At 51.0% G+C, this 15,124-nt stretch carries 25 protein-coding genes; 1 reads left to right on the top strand and 24 read right to left on the bottom strand.

All coding sequences use genetic code 11. The features are described 5' to 3' along the window. Positions 1 to 11 precede the first annotated feature (11 nt). The 22 genes from rpsQ to fkpA all read right to left on the bottom strand — a co-directional run bounded on the left by rpsQ (position 12) and on the right by fkpA (position 13,635). On the bottom strand, positions 12 to 266 hold the full coding sequence (gene rpsQ / locus AC1MDE_RS21625; protein WP_008104738.1) for a 30S ribosomal protein S17: 255 nt from the start codon (positions 264 to 266) through the stop codon (positions 12 to 14). Beyond that, positions 266 to 454: a 50S ribosomal protein L29 gene (rpmC, locus tag AC1MDE_RS21630; RefSeq protein ID WP_034830743.1), complete on the bottom strand. Its 189-nt coding sequence runs from the start codon at positions 452 to 454 to the stop codon at positions 266 to 268. The genes rpsQ and rpmC overlap by 1 nt, the downstream gene beginning before the upstream one ends. Beyond that, a complete protein-coding gene (rplP, locus tag AC1MDE_RS21635) occupies positions 454 to 864 on the bottom strand; it encodes a 50S ribosomal protein L16 (RefSeq protein WP_002438716.1) in 411 nt (136 codons plus the stop codon). Before rplP ends, rpmC begins: the two co-directional genes overlap by 1 nt. A 12-nt stretch (positions 865 to 876) precedes the next feature. Further along, the gene (gene rpsC / locus AC1MDE_RS21640) at positions 877 to 1,575 is read right to left on the bottom strand and encodes a 30S ribosomal protein S3 (RefSeq protein WP_034830744.1); all 699 of its coding nucleotides are present in this window, start codon (positions 1,573 to 1,575) and stop codon (positions 877 to 879) included. Positions 1,576 to 1,592: 17 nt separating this feature from the next. After that, positions 1,593 to 1,925, bottom strand: a complete 333-nt coding sequence (gene rplV, locus AC1MDE_RS21645; RefSeq protein WP_007891659.1) for a 50S ribosomal protein L22 — start codon at positions 1,923 to 1,925, stop codon at positions 1,593 to 1,595. A gap of 13 nt (positions 1,926 to 1,938) precedes the next feature. Continuing rightward, positions 1,939 to 2,217 carry a 30S ribosomal protein S19 gene (gene rpsS, locus AC1MDE_RS21650; RefSeq protein ID WP_001138115.1) on the bottom strand — a complete coding sequence of 93 codons (279 nt, stop codon included), beginning with the start codon at positions 2,215 to 2,217 and terminating at the stop codon, positions 1,939 to 1,941. A 16-nt stretch (positions 2,218 to 2,233) separates the two neighbouring features. Beyond that, positions 2,234 to 3,055: a 50S ribosomal protein L2 gene (gene rplB, locus AC1MDE_RS21655; protein WP_034830746.1), complete on the bottom strand. Its 822-nt coding sequence runs from the start codon at positions 3,053 to 3,055 to the stop codon at positions 2,234 to 2,236. 17 nt (positions 3,056 to 3,072) lie between these two features. Then, positions 3,073 to 3,375 carry a 50S ribosomal protein L23 gene (rplW, locus tag AC1MDE_RS21660; RefSeq protein WP_034830749.1) on the bottom strand — a complete coding sequence of 101 codons (303 nt, stop codon included), beginning with the start codon at positions 3,373 to 3,375 and terminating at the stop codon, positions 3,073 to 3,075. Further along, complete coding sequence (gene rplD, locus AC1MDE_RS21665; protein ID WP_034830751.1) at positions 3,372 to 3,977, bottom strand: 50S ribosomal protein L4; 606 nt, start codon at positions 3,975 to 3,977, stop codon at positions 3,372 to 3,374. The genes rplW and rplD overlap by 4 nt, the downstream gene beginning before the upstream one ends. A 10-nt stretch (positions 3,978 to 3,987) precedes the next feature. Next, a complete protein-coding gene (gene rplC / locus AC1MDE_RS21670; RefSeq protein WP_038644330.1) occupies positions 3,988 to 4,614 on the bottom strand; it encodes a 50S ribosomal protein L3 in 627 nt (208 codons plus the stop codon). A 32-nt stretch (positions 4,615 to 4,646) separates the two neighbouring features. Further along, entirely contained in the window at positions 4,647 to 4,958 is a 312-nt protein-coding gene (gene rpsJ / locus AC1MDE_RS21675) for a 30S ribosomal protein S10 (RefSeq protein WP_006120582.1), read from the bottom strand. 323 nt (positions 4,959 to 5,281) lie between these two features. Further along, positions 5,282 to 5,764, bottom strand: coding sequence for a bacterioferritin (gene bfr / locus AC1MDE_RS21680; protein ID WP_034830757.1), 483 nt, complete (start codon positions 5,762 to 5,764; stop codon positions 5,282 to 5,284). 104 nt (positions 5,765 to 5,868) lie between these two features. Then, complete coding sequence (gene bfd / locus AC1MDE_RS21685; RefSeq protein WP_034830760.1) at positions 5,869 to 6,063, bottom strand: bacterioferritin-associated ferredoxin; 195 nt, start codon at positions 6,061 to 6,063, stop codon at positions 5,869 to 5,871. A gap of 178 nt (positions 6,064 to 6,241) precedes the next feature. After that, positions 6,242 to 7,426 carry an elongation factor Tu gene (tuf, locus tag AC1MDE_RS21690; protein ID WP_034830763.1) on the bottom strand — a complete coding sequence of 395 codons (1,185 nt, stop codon included), beginning with the start codon at positions 7,424 to 7,426 and terminating at the stop codon, positions 6,242 to 6,244. A gap of 69 nt (positions 7,427 to 7,495) precedes the next feature. Next, positions 7,496 to 9,610, bottom strand: coding sequence for an elongation factor G (gene fusA, locus AC1MDE_RS21695; protein ID WP_034830766.1), 2,115 nt, complete (start codon positions 9,608 to 9,610; stop codon positions 7,496 to 7,498). A 93-nt stretch (positions 9,611 to 9,703) separates the two neighbouring features. Further along, positions 9,704 to 10,174 (bottom strand): 30S ribosomal protein S7, encoded by a 471-nt coding sequence (rpsG, locus tag AC1MDE_RS21700; protein WP_007886246.1) that lies wholly within the window; start codon positions 10,172 to 10,174, stop codon positions 9,704 to 9,706. 96 nt (positions 10,175 to 10,270) lie between these two features. Continuing rightward, positions 10,271 to 10,645, bottom strand: a complete 375-nt coding sequence (rpsL, locus tag AC1MDE_RS21705; protein WP_006120575.1) for a 30S ribosomal protein S12 — start codon at positions 10,643 to 10,645, stop codon at positions 10,271 to 10,273. Between the two features lie 126 nt (positions 10,646 to 10,771). Then, positions 10,772 to 11,059: a sulfurtransferase complex subunit TusB gene (gene tusB / locus AC1MDE_RS21710; protein ID WP_034830769.1), complete on the bottom strand. Its 288-nt coding sequence runs from the start codon at positions 11,057 to 11,059 to the stop codon at positions 10,772 to 10,774. Positions 11,060 to 11,068: 9 nt separating this feature from the next. Then, positions 11,069 to 11,428, bottom strand: a complete 360-nt coding sequence (gene tusC / locus AC1MDE_RS21715; RefSeq protein ID WP_034830771.1) for a sulfurtransferase complex subunit TusC — start codon at positions 11,426 to 11,428, stop codon at positions 11,069 to 11,071. Continuing rightward, positions 11,428 to 11,814 carry a sulfurtransferase complex subunit TusD gene (gene tusD / locus AC1MDE_RS21720; RefSeq protein WP_058960611.1) on the bottom strand — a complete coding sequence of 129 codons (387 nt, stop codon included), beginning with the start codon at positions 11,812 to 11,814 and terminating at the stop codon, positions 11,428 to 11,430. The genes tusC and tusD overlap by 1 nt, the downstream gene beginning before the upstream one ends. Further along, positions 11,814 to 12,536, bottom strand: coding sequence for a helix-turn-helix transcriptional regulator (locus AC1MDE_RS21725; protein ID WP_034830776.1), 723 nt, complete (start codon positions 12,534 to 12,536; stop codon positions 11,814 to 11,816). Before AC1MDE_RS21725 ends, tusD begins: the two co-directional genes overlap by 1 nt. Positions 12,537 to 12,804: 268 nt before the next feature. Then, a complete protein-coding gene (gene fkpA, locus AC1MDE_RS21730) occupies positions 12,805 to 13,635 on the bottom strand; it encodes an FKBP-type peptidyl-prolyl cis-trans isomerase (RefSeq protein ID WP_045833796.1) in 831 nt (276 codons plus the stop codon). A gap of 279 nt (positions 13,636 to 13,914) precedes the next feature. Here fkpA and AC1MDE_RS21735 point away from each other — a divergent pair, with 279 nt between their 5' ends. Next, entirely contained in the window at positions 13,915 to 14,133 is a 219-nt protein-coding gene (locus AC1MDE_RS21735; protein WP_034830802.1) for a SlyX family protein, read from the top strand. Positions 14,134 to 14,179: 46 nt separating this feature from the next. Here the strand turns inward: AC1MDE_RS21735 and slyD are convergent, their stop codons facing one another. Together slyD and AC1MDE_RS21745 are read right to left on the bottom strand one after the other, a co-directional pair. After that, complete coding sequence (gene slyD, locus AC1MDE_RS21740; RefSeq protein WP_034830781.1) at positions 14,180 to 14,734, bottom strand: peptidylprolyl isomerase; 555 nt, start codon at positions 14,732 to 14,734, stop codon at positions 14,180 to 14,182. 193 nt (positions 14,735 to 14,927) lie between these two features. Then, positions 14,928 to 15,122 (bottom strand): YheV family putative zinc ribbon protein, encoded by a 195-nt coding sequence (locus AC1MDE_RS21745; RefSeq protein WP_034830784.1) that lies wholly within the window; start codon positions 15,120 to 15,122, stop codon positions 14,928 to 14,930. Between the last annotated feature and the right edge of the window lie 2 nt (positions 15,123 to 15,124).

The raw sequence follows: 15,124 nt of genomic DNA on the forward strand, positions 1-15,124 counted from the left end.
AGCGGATTCTATTACAGAACCGCTTTCTCTACAACGCGAACCAGCGCCCAAGACTTAGTCTTAGACAGTGGACGAGTTTCGCGGATTTCTACCACGTCACCGATTCCACATTCGTTGTTCTCGTCATGGATGTGCAGCTTAGTCGTACGCTTGATGAACTTACCGTAGATCGGGTGTTTCACGACACGTTCGATAGCAACTACTGCAGATTTCTGCATTTTGTCACTAATTACACGACCCTGCAGAGTACGGATTTTATCGGTCATTACGCCGCCTTCTCAGTCAGTAAAGTCTTAACACGTGCAACATTACGACGCACTTGCTTCAGCAGATGGGTCTGCTGCAGCTGGCCGGATGCTGCCTGCATGCGCAGGTTGAATTGCTCACGCAGCAGGTTAAGAAGCTCAGCGTTCAGCTCTTCAACGCTTTTTTCACGCAGCTCATTTGCTTTCATTACATCACCGTCTTAGTAACAAAGGTGGTTTTGATAGGCAGTTTTGCTGCTGCCAGCTTGAATGCTTCACGGGCAAGCTCTTCCGGAACACCGTCCATTTCATACAGGACTTTACCCGGTTGGATCAGGGCAACCCAATACTCCACGTTACCCTTACCTTTACCCATACGCACTTCAAGCGGCTTCTCGGTGATCGGTTTGTCCGGGAATACACGGATCCAGATCTTACCTTGACGCTTAACTGCACGGGTCATAGCACGACGTGCTGCTTCGATCTGACGAGCAGTCAGACGACCACGGCCAACAGCTTTCAGACCGAAAGTACCGAAGCTGACATCCGTACCCTGCGCCAGACCACGGTTGCGGCCTTTGTGCACTTTACGGAATTTCGTACGCTTTGGTTGTAACATCAGCGACTCTCCTTACTTACGGCCTTTACGCTGCTGCTTTTTAGGTTGAGCAGCCGGTTCCGGTTGTTCAACAGCAGCCATACCACCCAGGATCTCACCTTTGAAGATCCATACCTTAACGCCGATTACACCATAAGTGGTGTGCGCTTCAGAGGTGTTGTAGTCAATGTCTGCACGCAGAGTGTGCAGTGGCACGCGACCTTCACGGTACCATTCGGTACGTGCGATCTCGGCTCCGCCCAAACGGCCGCTAACTTCAACTTTAATACCCTTCGCGCCCAGACGCATTGCGTTCTGAACAGCACGCTTCATCGCACGACGGAACATCACACGACGCTCCAGCTGTGAAGTGATGCTATCAGCAACCAATTTAGCGTCCAGTTCCGGTTTACGGACTTCGGCGATATTGATCTGTGCAGGAACGCCAGCGATTTTCGCTACGACCGTGCGCAGTTTTTCTACGTCTTCACCTTTCTTACCGATAACGATACCCGGGCGAGCGGTGTGAATGGTCACACGGATGCTCTTAGCCGGACGCTCGATAACGATACGAGATACAGACGCTTTAGCCAGTTCCTTAGTCAGGAACTGACGTACTTTAAAATCGCTGTCCAGGTTGTCAGCGAATTCTTTGGTGTTCGCAAACCAGGTAGAGTTCCATGGTTTTACAATACCCAGGCGAATACCATTAGGATGTACTTTCTGACCCATTGCTAGTCTCCAGAGTCTCAGCGATCGGACACAACCACAGTAATGTGGCTGGTGCGCTTCAGGATGCGATCTGCACGACCTTTCGCACGCGGCATAATGCGCTTCATGCTTGGGCCTTCGTCTACGAAGATTTTCGCGACTTTCAGATCGTCGATATCAGCGCCATCGTTGTGTTCGGCGTTCGCAATGGCAGATTCCAGGACTTTCTTAACCAACACAGCAGCTTTCTTGTTGGTGTAGGTCAGAATATCCAGAGCCTGCGACACTTTCTTACCGCGAATCAGGTCAGCAACAAGGCGGACCTTCTGAGCAGAAGAACGAGCATGGCGATGTTGAGCAATAGTTTCCATCTCTTCCTCCTACTTATTTCTTCTTGGCTTTCTTATCTGCAGCATGGCCGCGATAAGTACGTGTCGGTGCAAATTCACCCAGTTTGTGGCCGACCATTTCGTCGGATACAAAGACAGGAACGTGCTGACGACCATTATGGACAGCGATGGTCAAACCGATCATGTTAGGGAAGATCGTTGAACGACGGGACCAAGTGCGCAGGGGCTTCTTGTCACCGCTTTCCACCGCTTTCTCTACCTTCTTCAGCAAGTGCAGGTCAATAAAAGGACCTTTCTTGAGAGAACGTGGCATGGCTTATCCTCTAAAATTATTTGCTACGGCGACGTACGATAAATTTATCAGTACGCTTGTTGCTACGGGTCTTCTTACCTTTGGTCTGAACGCCCCACGGAGTTACCGGGTGCTTACCAAAGTTACGACCTTCACCACCACCGTGCGGGTGATCGACTGGGTTCATCGCAGTACCGCGAACGGTAGGACGAACACCACGCCAACGGGTTGCACCAGCTTTACCCAGAACGCGCAGCATGTGCTCAGCGTTACCGACTTCGCCCAGGGTTGCGCGGCAGTCGATTTCGACTTTACGCATTTCGCCTGAACGCAGACGCAGGGTTACGTAGGAACCATCACGCGCAACGATCTGCACGTAAGTACCAGCTGAGCGAGCAATCTGACCGCCTTTGCCTGGTTTCATTTCTACGTTGTGAACGGTAGAACCCACCGGGATGTTACGCATTGGCAGGGTGTTACCTGCTTTAATCGCAGCATCAACGCCAGATTGAACCTGATCACCAGCTTTCAGGCCTTTAGGGGCCAGGATGTAACGGCGCTCGCCATCTTTGTACAGAACCAGTGCGATGTTCGCAGAACGGTTCGGATCGTACTCAAGACGCTCAACAACTGCTGGGATACCATCTTTGTTGCGTTTGAAGTCAACAATACGGTAAGCCTGCTTGTGACCACCACCGATATGACGGGTAGTGATACGACCATTGTTGTTACGACCACCGGATTTGCTGTTTTTTTCTAACAGCGGAGCAAAAGGTTTGCCCTTGTGCAGCTCTGGGTTCACCACTTTAACTACGTGACGACGACCCGGAGATGTCGGTTTACATTTAACAACTGCCATTGTCTTTCTCCTCCGACTTACTCAGCGCCGCCGACGAAGTCCAGATTCTGGCCTTCCTTCAGGGTGACGTAAGCTTTTTTCCAGTCGCTACGACGACCGATACGCTGTCCGTGACGCTTAACTTTACCCTTAACAACCAGGGTGTTTACGTCTTTAACTTCAACTTCGAACAGCTTCTCAACAGCAGCAACGATCTCTGCTTTGGTCGCGTCTTTAGCAACTTTGAGAACGATGGTATTGCTTTTTTCCATCGCAGTAGATGCTTTTTCAGATACGTGCGGTGCACGTACGACTTTCAGCAGACGTTCTTCACGGATCATGCCAGCATCTCCTCAACTTGCTTAACTGCTTCCGCAGTCATAACGACTTTGTCGAAGGCGATCAGGCTAACTGGGTCGATACCTGCTGCATCACGCACGTCAACCTTGTACAGGTTACGCGCAGCCAGGAACAGATTCTCATCCAGTTCACCGGTGATGATTAGCACGTCTTCCAGCGCCATGTCTTTCAGTTTCTGTGCCAGCAGCTTAGTTTTAGGCGCTTCTACAGAGAACGTCTCGACAACGATCAGACGGTCCTGACGTACCAGTTCGGACAGGATGCTTTTCAGCGCGCCGCGGTACATCTTCTTGTTAACTTTTTGACTGTGGTCCTGTGGACGCGCAGCGAAGGTCACGCCACCTGAACGCCAGATCGGGCTCTTTACAGAACCTGAACGCGCACGGCCGGTACCTTTCTGGCGCCAAGGCTTTTTGCCTGAACCAGTTACTTCAGCACGAGTTTTCTGCGCACGAGTACCCTGACGAGCACCAGCGGCATAAGCAACAACAACCTGGTGAACCAGCGCTTCGTTGAAATCACGACCGAAGGTAGTTTCGGAAACAGTCAGCGCGCTCTGCGCGTCTTTCAGTACTAATTCCATTGCTATCCCCTTACGCCTTCACAGCTGGTTTAACAATCAGGTCGCTGCCGGTTGCACCCGGGACAGCACCTTTGACCAGCAGCAGGTTGCGCTCAGCGTCAACACGTACCACTTCCAGGCTCTGAACGGTTACGCGCTCGTTACCCAGTTGACCAGCCATTTTCTTGCCTTTGAACACTTTGCCCGGAGTCTGGTTCTGACCGATAGAACCCGGAACGCGGTGAGACAAGGAGTTACCGTGTGTAGCGTCCTGGGTACGGAAGTTCCAGCGCTTAACGGTACCTGCGAAACCTTTACCTTTAGAGGTACCGGTAACGTCTACTTTTTTAACGTCAGCGAAAATTTCAACACTGATGCTCTGGCCTACTGAGTACTCTTCACCTTCGGTGCGGAATTCCCACAGACCACGGCCAGCTTCAACGCCAGCTTTAGCAAAATGACCTGCTTCCGGCTTGCTCACACGGTTTGCTTTTTTAGCACCGGTGGTCACCTGGATAGCCTGGTAACCGTCGTTTTCCAGGCCTTTGACCTGAGTAACGCGGTTTGCTTCAACTTCGATTACGGTTACTGGGATTGAAACGCCATCTTCAGTGAAGATGCGAGTCATGCCCACTTTTTTACCGACTAAACCAATCATTGTATCAACCTCTCAATCGCTCGATGACCTGATTAACCCAGGCTGATCTGCACGTCAACACCGGCAGCCAGATCCAGACGCATCAGTGCATCAACGGTTTTTTCAGTTGGCTCAACGATGTCTACCAGACGCTTGTGAGTACGGATCTCGTACTGATCGCGCGCGTCTTTGTTAACGTGCGGAGAGATCAGAACGGTGAAACGCTCTTTGCGAGTTGGCAGCGGGATCGGACCACGTACCTGCGCACCAGTGCGCTTGGCAGTCTCAACGATTTCCGCGGTTGATTGATCGATCAGGCGATGATCAAACGCTTTAAGACGGATACGGATTCTTTGGTTCGACATGAGACCAAGGCTCCAAACATTTTATAAACGAAAAGAATTACTACCCACACCCATTACGATTGATGGAGGAGTGTAATCGTTCAGCATATAACTCCCCAATCGGGAGTATTGTCAGGTGATACATAGCTTGCTATCACCTGCGATTCTGCTCGAATCGCGCCATACCAATATCGGCAGGCCCGCGCATTATACGCAAATCAGTTCAGGAAGCAACCCGTGATGCGTTTTTAACCACATCAATTGCGGACTAAATACGAAAAAGCCTGTATGGGGCTCGATATTTCCCCCTACAGGCTCTGTGACATTGCTACAACGAAAGGGTTTTAGTCTGTGCTTTCTTCTTTTAATTGCGCCTGCAGGTAATTCTGCAAACCGAGTTTTTGAATCAGGTCGAGTTCTGTTTCCAGCCAGTCAATGTGATGCTCTTCCTCACCCAGAATCTCAATCATCATGTCGCGGCTGACGTAATCATGCACCTTGTCGGCATAGGCAATCGCTTCACGTAAATCCTTCGCCCCTTCTAACTCCAGCGTCAGATCGGATTGCAACATTTCCGGGACATCTTCACCAATACGCAACCGGCCGAGATCCTGCAAATTTGGAATCCCTTCAAGGAAAAGAATGCGCTCGATGTATTTGTCCGCATGCTTCATTTCATCGATGGATTCGTGATATTCGACATCGTTGAGGCGAATAAGCCCCCAGTTTTTGAACATACGTGCATGAAGAAAGTACTGATTAATCGCAACCAGTTCATTCCCCAGCAGTTTATTGAGATGAGTTATGATTTTACTGTCGCCCTTCATTTTGCTTCCTCCGCTTCCAGGTAAATAGATCGTAGATGCGGATAAAAAGAAGTCAAAAAAACAGGACTGTTTTTGTGGTTATTGCCGGAGGATGTCGAATCGACCTAAGCGATTTCTTTGTACAGCGGTACCTTCTGCAGCTCATCATCCATAATCTCGCGCGCAAAACGGATGCACTTACCACACTGTTTTCCGATAGGAACCAGTTGACGAAGATGTTGGATCGATTTGGGCTGATAGCGACGCACTACTTCACGGAGGGTTTTGTCACTCACGGCATTACACAGACAGACGTACATTTACTGCGACTCCAGTACAAATTCTGATCAAAGTGTAAATGAGAATGGTTTTTATTTCAAACGTAGCTTTTGTGTGGGATTGGCTTGAGCGGTGAATTTCAGGCAAAAAAAAAGAGCACCGAAGTGCTCTCTTTTCGTGCTGCGGTGGCTACCTAAGCAACCACCGACATTAACGCAATTAAGCGAGAACTTCAGCAACAACGCCCGCACCAACAGTACGGCCGCCTTCACGGATTGCGAAACGCAGACCCTGGTCCATCGCGATTGGGTGGATCAGCTCAACGGTCATTTTCACGTTGTCGCCTGGCATTACCATCTCAACGCCTTCTGGCAGCTCAACGTTACCAGTCACGTCAGTAGTACGGAAGTAGAACTGCGGACGGTAGCCTTTGAAGAACGGAGTATGACGGCCGCCTTCGTCTTTAGACAGTACGTATACTTCTGATACGAACTTGGTGTGTGGCTTGATGGTGCCTGGTTTAGCCAGTACCTGACCACGCTGGATGTCTTCACGCTTGATACCGCGCAGCAGAACACCACAGTTTTCACCCGCCTGACCCTGGTCCAGCAGCTTACGGAACATTTCAACGCCAGTACAGGTAGACTTAACAGTCGCCTTGATACCAACGATTTCAACTTCGTCGCCCACTTTAACGATACCGCGCTCAACACGACCGGTTACAACAGTACCACGGCCTGAGATTGAGAATACGTCTTCGATTGGCAGCAGGAACGGCAGGTCGATTGCACGTACTGGCTCTGGGATGTAGTTATCCAGGTGACCAGCCAGCTCAATGATCTTCTCTTCCCACTCAGCAACACCGTTCAGTGCCTGCAGAGCAGAACCGCGTACGATTGGAGTATCGTCGCCTGGGAAGTCGTAAGCTGACAGCAGATCGCGAACTTCCATCTCTACCAGTTCCAGCAGCTCTTCATCATCAACCATGTCGCACTTGTTCAGGAACACGATGATGTAAGGAACGCCAACCTGACGACCCAGCAGGATGTGCTCACGGGTCTGTGGCATTGGGCCATCAGTCGCAGCAACAACCAGGATCGCGCCGTCCATCTGCGCAGCACCGGTGATCATGTTTTTCACATAGTCGGCGTGGCCTGGGCAGTCAACGTGCGCGTAGTGGCGAGTCGGGGTTTCATATTCAACGTGTGAAGTGTTGATGGTGATACCACGAGCTTTCTCTTCTGGTGCGTTATCGATCTGATCGAACGCTTTAGCAGAGCCGCCGTAGGTTTTAGCCAGAACGGTGGTGATAGCTGCAGTCAGAGTGGTTTTACCATGGTCAACGTGACCGATGGTGCCAACGTTTACGTGCAGTTTGTTACGCTGAAATTGCTCTTTCGCCATGGCGATAATTCCTTACGTTGTGCCTTCATGAGTCATGAAGGCATCAGTTCACAATTTTTAAACCGTAGCTTATTTGCTACGAGCTTCAATAACGGCCTGAGCGACGTTGTTCGGCGCATCATCGTACTTCAGGAACTCCATGGAGTAAGAAGCACGGCCTTTAGTCAGAGAACGCAGCTGGGTTGCATATCCGAACATTTCAGACAGTGGAACTTCAGCATGGATCTGAACGCCAGTAGCGTTAGATTCCTGTCCTTTGAGCATACCACGACGACGGCTAAGGTCACCGATAACGTCACCGGTGTTCTCTTCCGGAGTCTCTACTTCAACCTTCATGATAGGCTCAAGCAGAACGGGCTGTGCTTTCTTAAAGCCATCTTTGAAGGCTAAAGAAGCGGCCAGTTTAAACGCCAGCTCAGAGGAGTCAACGTCATGGTAAGAACCGAAGTGCAGACGAACACCCAGATCTACTACCGGGTAACCGGCCAGTGGACCAGACTTCAGCTGCTCCTGGATACCTTTATCAACCGCAGGGATGTATTCAGTTGGAATCACACCACCCTTGATGTCGTTGACGAATTCGTAACCTTTAGGGTTAGAACCCGGCTCCAGTGGGTACATGTCGATAACAACATGACCGTACTGACCACGACCACCAGACTGCTTAGCGTGTTTACCTTCAACATCGGTGATTTTAGCGCGAATCGCTTCGCGATAAGCAACCTGTGGTTTACCGACGTTCGCTTCAACGTTGAACTCACGCTTCATACGGTCAACGATGATGTCGAGGTGCAGCTCACCCATACCCGCGATGATGGTCTGGTTAGATTCTTCATCAGTCCATACGCGGAAAGATGGATCCTCTTTTGCCAGACGACCCAGAGCCAGACCCATTTTTTCCTGGTCAGCTTTGGTTTTCGGCTCAACGGCGATAGAGATTACTGGCTCTGGGAATTCCATGCGCTCAAGAATGATGACATTTTCTGGATCACACAGGGTGTCACCAGTGGTCACATCTTTCAGGCCGATCGCAGCTGCGATGTCGCCCGCACGAACTTCTTTGATCTCTTCACGTTTGTTAGCGTGCATCTGAACGATACGGCCCAGACGCTCACGGTTTGACTTAACCGGGTTGAACACGGTGTCACCGGTGTTAACAACACCAGAGTAAACGCGGAAGAAGGTCAGGTTACCCACAAACGGGTCGGTTGCGATTTTGAACGCCAGAGCAGCAAACGGCTCGTTGTCGTCAGAATGACGCTCAGCCGGCGTGTCTTTACCGTCGTCCAGCATACCGTTGATCGCGGTAACGTCAGTCGGTGCTGGCAGGTATTCAACTACCGCATCCAGCATCGCCTGAACACCTTTGTTCTTAAATGCAGAACCACAGGTAACCAGGATGATTTCGTTTTTCAGCACGCGCTTACGCAGAGAAGTTTTGATCTCTTCTTCAGTCAGCTCTTCACCGCCGAAGAATTTCTCCATCAGCTCATCAGAACCTTCTGCAGCGGCTTCAACCAGATTCGCACGCCATTCATCAGCCAGTTCCTGCATATCAGCTGGGATATCTTCGTAAACGAAGGTAACGCCCTGATCTTCATCGTTCCAGTTGATGGCTTTCATTTTCACCAGGTCAACAACACCGGTGAATTTCTCTTCTGCGCCGATTGCCAGCTGAAGCGGAACCGGGTTTGCACCCAGGCGCGTTTTCATCTGATCAACAACTTTCAGGAAGTTAGCACCCATGCGGTCCATTTTGTTAACGAACGCGATGCGTGGAACTTTATATTTGTTAGCCTGGCGCCATACGGTTTCAGACTGTGGCTGAACACCACCAACCGCACAGTAAACCATTACTGCGCCATCAAGCACACGCATAGAACGCTCAACTTCGATGGTGAAGTCAACGTGTCCCGGGGTGTCAATGATGTTGACGTGGTGTGGCTCGAACTGCTTAGCCATACCTGACCAGTAACAGGTGGTTGCAGCGGAAGTGATGGTAATACCACGTTCCTGTTCCTGCTCCATCCAGTCCATGGTTGCGGCGCCGTCATGCACTTCACCGATCTTGTGGTTTACACCGGTGTAGAACAGAACACGTTCGGTAGTGGTAGTTTTACCGGCGTCGATGTGAGCACTGATACCGATGTTACGATAGCGCTCAATGGGTGTTTTACGAGCCATTTGATTCCTCTGATTCTGAGACGTTCTAAGTTAAAAAAGCCCAGCAGGTAAGCCACTGGGACGCCCGCTGGGTTAATAACAACTACGTGGCTGTTACCAGCGGTAGTGTGCGAACGCCTTGTTGGCTTCAGCCATACGGTGAACGTCTTCACGTTTCTTAACTGCAGTACCTTTGTTCTCTGCAGCGTCAGAAAGTTCGTTCGCCAGGCGAAGAGCCATTGATTTATCACCGCGTTTACGAGCAGCTTCAACGATCCAACGCATTGCCAGAGCATTACGACGAACCGGACGGACTTCAACTGGAACCTGGTAGGTTGAACCACCAACGCGACGTGACTTAACTTCTACAGTCGGACGTACGTTTTCGAGTGCAACTTCGAAAGCTTCCAGACCATCTTTACCTGCACGTTGAGCCAGGGTATCAAGTGCGGTATAGACGATAGATTCTGCAGTAGATTTTTTACCATCTACCATCAGGATGTTTACAAATTTAGCCAGCAATTCTGATCCGAACTTAGGATCTGGCAGGATTTTACGCTGACCAATGACGCGACGACGTGGCATGGAAATACTCCGTTGTTAATTCAGGATTGTCCAAAACTCTACGAGTTTATTTTGACATTAAAGTGAAAATGTTTGGCCTTACTTAACGGAGAACCATTAAGCCTTTGGCTTCTTCACGCCGTACTTGGAGCGTGACTGCTTACGGTCTTTAACACCTGAGCAGTCAAGCGCGCCGCGAACGGTGTGGTAACGCACACCTGGCAAGTCTTTAACACGACCGCCACGAATCAGGATCACTGAGTGTTCCTGGAGGTTATGACCTTCACCGCCGATGTAGGAGGTAACTTCAAAACCGTTAGTCAAACGCACACGGCAAACTTTACGCAGTGCTGAGTTTGGTTTTTTAGGGGTAGTGGTGTACACACGAGTACAAACACCACGTTTCTGCGGGCAAGCTTCCAGCGCAGGCACGTTGCTCTTTGCAACTTTGCGTACGCGTGGTTTGCGAACCAGCTGGTTAACTGTTGCCATTAAATAGCTCCTGGGATTTAGCTTTTTGCTTCGTAAACACGTAATAAATCGCCTCGTATTACTACGAGGAGGCAGAATTTTAGGGCTGTGTCAAAAGGGTGTCAAGAAATAACCAGGTTTTCCTTGCTACCAGGCCACTTGTTGTTGGTGCTTCACCGTCATCGCAACGAAACCAGTATAGTCCAAACGTGCTACTTTGGTCGAAATTTGCTCAACCAACCCACGCGCGACCACATCTTCCTCAAGAACCCAAAGCGCGGCCGGAGAGGCTTGCAGCTTGATGAACATCTGGCTGCCCTCAAGCGCGGCCGTGACGCCATCCTGCATTAGCAGCAAGTCGTCGCCCTCCTGCATCAGCAGTAACAGGCTATCGATATCGCATTGCCAGGGTGATTGCAGCAGCGTGTAGAGCATGTTGGATTCTCAGAAACGAAGGATTCGATGATAAGTGGCGAGTTTCTGGCGCAGTGTCGCGGCATCCAGCACTTCAGCCGTCATCACGCGTTCAGCCGTCAGGCTTTGCCCGCGCGCATCAAGTGACTCTCGGCAGGCGAAACACTGGTCGATGTCGTAGAGATCGAGCACGCCGAACGTCGCGATATAGTTGCGAGCCAAAATCTGCTCAGGCTGCTGTGCGCGTTGCAGTTGCAGCACGCCATCGCCAATAAAGAACAGTCCAATGTCTTCGCTGAGCGCGCCAGTGGCCAGCACCGCATCCAGCCCTTCCCTGCCCGCGCTGCTGCCGTGGGGTGCCTGAGTGAAAAGAAATGCCACACGATTCATCAGAATTGCACCAGACGATCACAGCTCAACGCAGCTTCTGCCAGCGCACCTAAGCCGCTCAGTTCAAAACCAGGCTGCAAATTACTGCCCACCAGTTGCAAGCGCGTCGCTTCCTGCTCATCCGTCACGCCACGGCGCAATGCGGCAGCCACGCAAATATTTAGCGCGGCACCACTCTCTTCGCGCAGTTGCTGCCATGCGCGCACCACATCGACTTCATCGCTGGCAGGTGAAGTGAGCTGATTGGCATTCAGCACGCCTTCTCTATAAAAGAAAACACTTTCCAACTGGTGCCCTGCTTTGAGCAACGCACGAGCAAACAGCAATGCACTACTGGCATTCTGCGTACCGTATGCCGGCCCCGTCACCAGTAAGGTATAACGCATTAGCGATCCTGCCCCTGGAAGTCACCGCTTTTAAACTGACGGATGTAGAGGTAAACCGTGTGCTTGGAAATATTGAGACGGTCAGCGACCTGGTTAATCGCATCCTTGATATCAAAAATTCCCTTCTCGTACAGGTTGAGCACAATCTGGCGATTCTTGGCGTTGTTCGACACATTGCGGTCGTTGCTCACTTCCTCAATGGTAAATTCCAGCGTTTGCATCACCAGGTCTTCGACTGAGCTGGCAAAGTTGACGTTGGAATCTACCTGCTGCATTTCCGGCGGCATAAAGGTCGACATAATCTGCGAGAACGGCACATCAAGGTTCATGTTAATACACAGCAGGCCAATCACGCGCTGCTGACGATTGCGAATCGCGATGGTGACCGATTTCATCAGCACGCCGCTCTTAGCGCGCGTGAAGTATGCGCGGGACACATTGCTGTCAGCGCCATGCATATCGTGCAGCATGCGCAGTGCCAAATCGGTAATCGGCGAGCCCACTTTACGGCCGGTATGTTCACCGTTGGCGATGCGCACGGCGGAGCATTTCAAATCTTCCAGCGAGTGCAGCACGATTTCGCAGTGCGAGCCGATCAGCATCGCGAGGCCATCAACGACGGCTTCGTAAGATTTGAGAATATCGTAATCGGCTTGCTCGAACGGACGTTGCTCCAGTAAATCGAAGTCAGTCAGTTCACCGGGATTGAATGGATTAGACATCGAAGACATTACCCTAAATGGCTGGAGCCTGTCTCGACAGCTTTGGGGCAGACTCATATTGTGATAGTTGTGCAGGCGCTAGTCTGGCAAATGTCGGGATGTTTAGCCAGAGCTTTACTCATTCCCCTAAACAATTTGGGTTGCTGCAAGACGGCATGTTGGTTCATGCCATGAGCATGAGTGAGGATGGCGAGCACAGCCAGCGCAGCTCAAGTCTGGCGGACAAATAAAAACGCCGCCCGGAGGCGGCGTCAGAAGCGCAAGCAGATTACTGCGCTTTCTTATCAGCAGCGGCCGGAGCCTGTGCTTTCTCATCCGCTTTTGGCGCTGGCTTGATATCCAGCAGCTCAACATCAAATACCAGCGTTGAGTTGGCCGGAATGCCCGGAACGCCATTTTTACCGTAAGCCAGGTTCGGTGGGATCACCAGCTTGATCTTGCCGCCTTTCTTCACGTGCTTAAGACCTTCGGTCCAGCCTGGGATCACGCCGTCGAGACGGAATGACAGTGGCTCGCCACGGGTGTAAGAGTTATCGAACTCGGTACCGTCGATCAGCGTACCTTTATAGTTCACGACGACGGTGTCGCTGTCTTTAGGTGCGTCACCGGTGCCTTCTTTCTCAACCTGATACAGCAAGCCAGATTCAGTTTTCTTCACGCCTTTTTCTTTGGCGAATTTATCAGCGTAAGCGGCACCCTTGTCAGAGTTCTCTTTCGCGTCCTTTTCCATCTTCGCCTGTGCAGCACCTTTCACGCGGCCTTCGAAGGCTTGCAGTGTCTGCTCGATCTCTTGATCAGACAGTTTGCTCTTGCCACCGAATGCATCCTGAACACCTGCGATCAACTGATCTTTGTCCAGTTTGATGCCCAGTTTCTCTTGTTCCTTCAGAGAGTTGTCCATGTAGCGACCCAAAGAAGCACCCAGCGCATAAGCTGACTGCTGGTCTTCGTTTTTGAAGGCAGCATTTTTCGGTGCCTGCGGTGCTGCCTGAGCAGCGTCAGCCGGAGCCGCAGCGGTTTCAGCTGCCATTGCCAGCGGTGCATTCAGCGCAATGGCCATGGTGGTAGCTAACAATGTGACTTTAAACAGTGATTTCATCCTTTCTCCAAAACCGAAGCATCTAAACCTCGGGAATCATTGCGGACAGTGGCCCACACTATAACTTTACGTGGCAGCGGCGAACACTCCCACAACGTAATTACCCGCTTAACATCCGACCTTTTTTGCATCAGGAAGTTTCACCAGAGATGAAGGCATTAGCGCTGATTTCAACCGCAAAGCCCCATAAAGGTTAAAAATCGGGTGATTCTGCCGCTAAAGACCGTAGAATCACGCCCGATACGCGCCAGGCGCAGCACCGTGACAGGAGAAGAAATGATGCAGCATGAAGAGTGGGAACAACGCCTTGAGGCGCTGGAGAGCAAACTGGCATTTCAGGAGCACACCATCGATCAGCTCAATCTGACGGTGACTCAACATGAACTGGAGATGAGTCGTATGCGCGAACAGGTACGTTTATTAGTGGATAAAGTGAAAGCCGCGACACCTTCACCGATTGCTTCGCAGTCCGAAGAGACGCCACCACCGCACTATTAAAGCAAAAGGCCACCTGAAGGTGGCCTTTTGTTGTTCAATGCAGAACTTAGTGGCTGCAACCGCAACCGCCAGTACCACAACCGCCCTGGCCGTGATCGTGACCATGGTCGTGATCGTGGTCATGATGATGACCATCTGCACCATGTACATGGCCGTGTGCGATTTCTTCTTCCGTTGCTTCACGGATCGCTACCACTTCCACGTTGAAGTTCAGGTTCTGACCCGCCAGCATGTGGTTACCATCAACCACAACGTGCTCGTCTTCCACTTCAGTGATTTCAACCGGCACTGGACCCTGATCGGTTTCTGCCAGGAAGCGCATGCCAACCTGCAGTTCATCGACGCCCATGAACACGTCTTTTGGTACACGCTGCACCAGGTTGTCATCGTACTGACCGTAAGCGTCGTTTGCCGGAATATGCACATCAAACTTATCGCCAACCGCGTGATTTTCCAGCGCTTTTTCCAGACCAGAAATCAGGGAACCATGACCGTGCAGATAGTCCAACGGCGCACTCACCGGTGACTCGTCAACCAACACACCGTCTTCGGTACGAACCTGATACGCCAGGCTCACCACCAGGTCTTTTGCTACTTTCATGATATCTCCTAACCGTTGAGAACTGAGATCCCGTCTCATTGGTCTATTTTGCGTGCAATAACCAACCAGAAAGGTTCAAGACTGAGGATGCCAACAAATGTGTTGCTGCATACTGCTCAGCGTTAATGGCGCCGATTGTAGCGGAATTCAATCCCGCTGTAAGTTTAAGCTTAAAAAAAGCTGCGCCATTCTGCTACTCAGGATGAAAAATGCCGATCACTTGCTCATTGCTGCGCACCTTATCGCGAACTTGTTTATCCGCTTCACGCATTTGATGGCCGCACTGCACGCACTCCACCACTTCGACATTGTTTTCACGCCATAACGCCAGCGTGTCTTTTTCCTGACATTGCGGACATACCGCACCAGCAATAAAACGTTTACGCATAC

The organism is Pantoea folii (assembly GCF_056678875.1).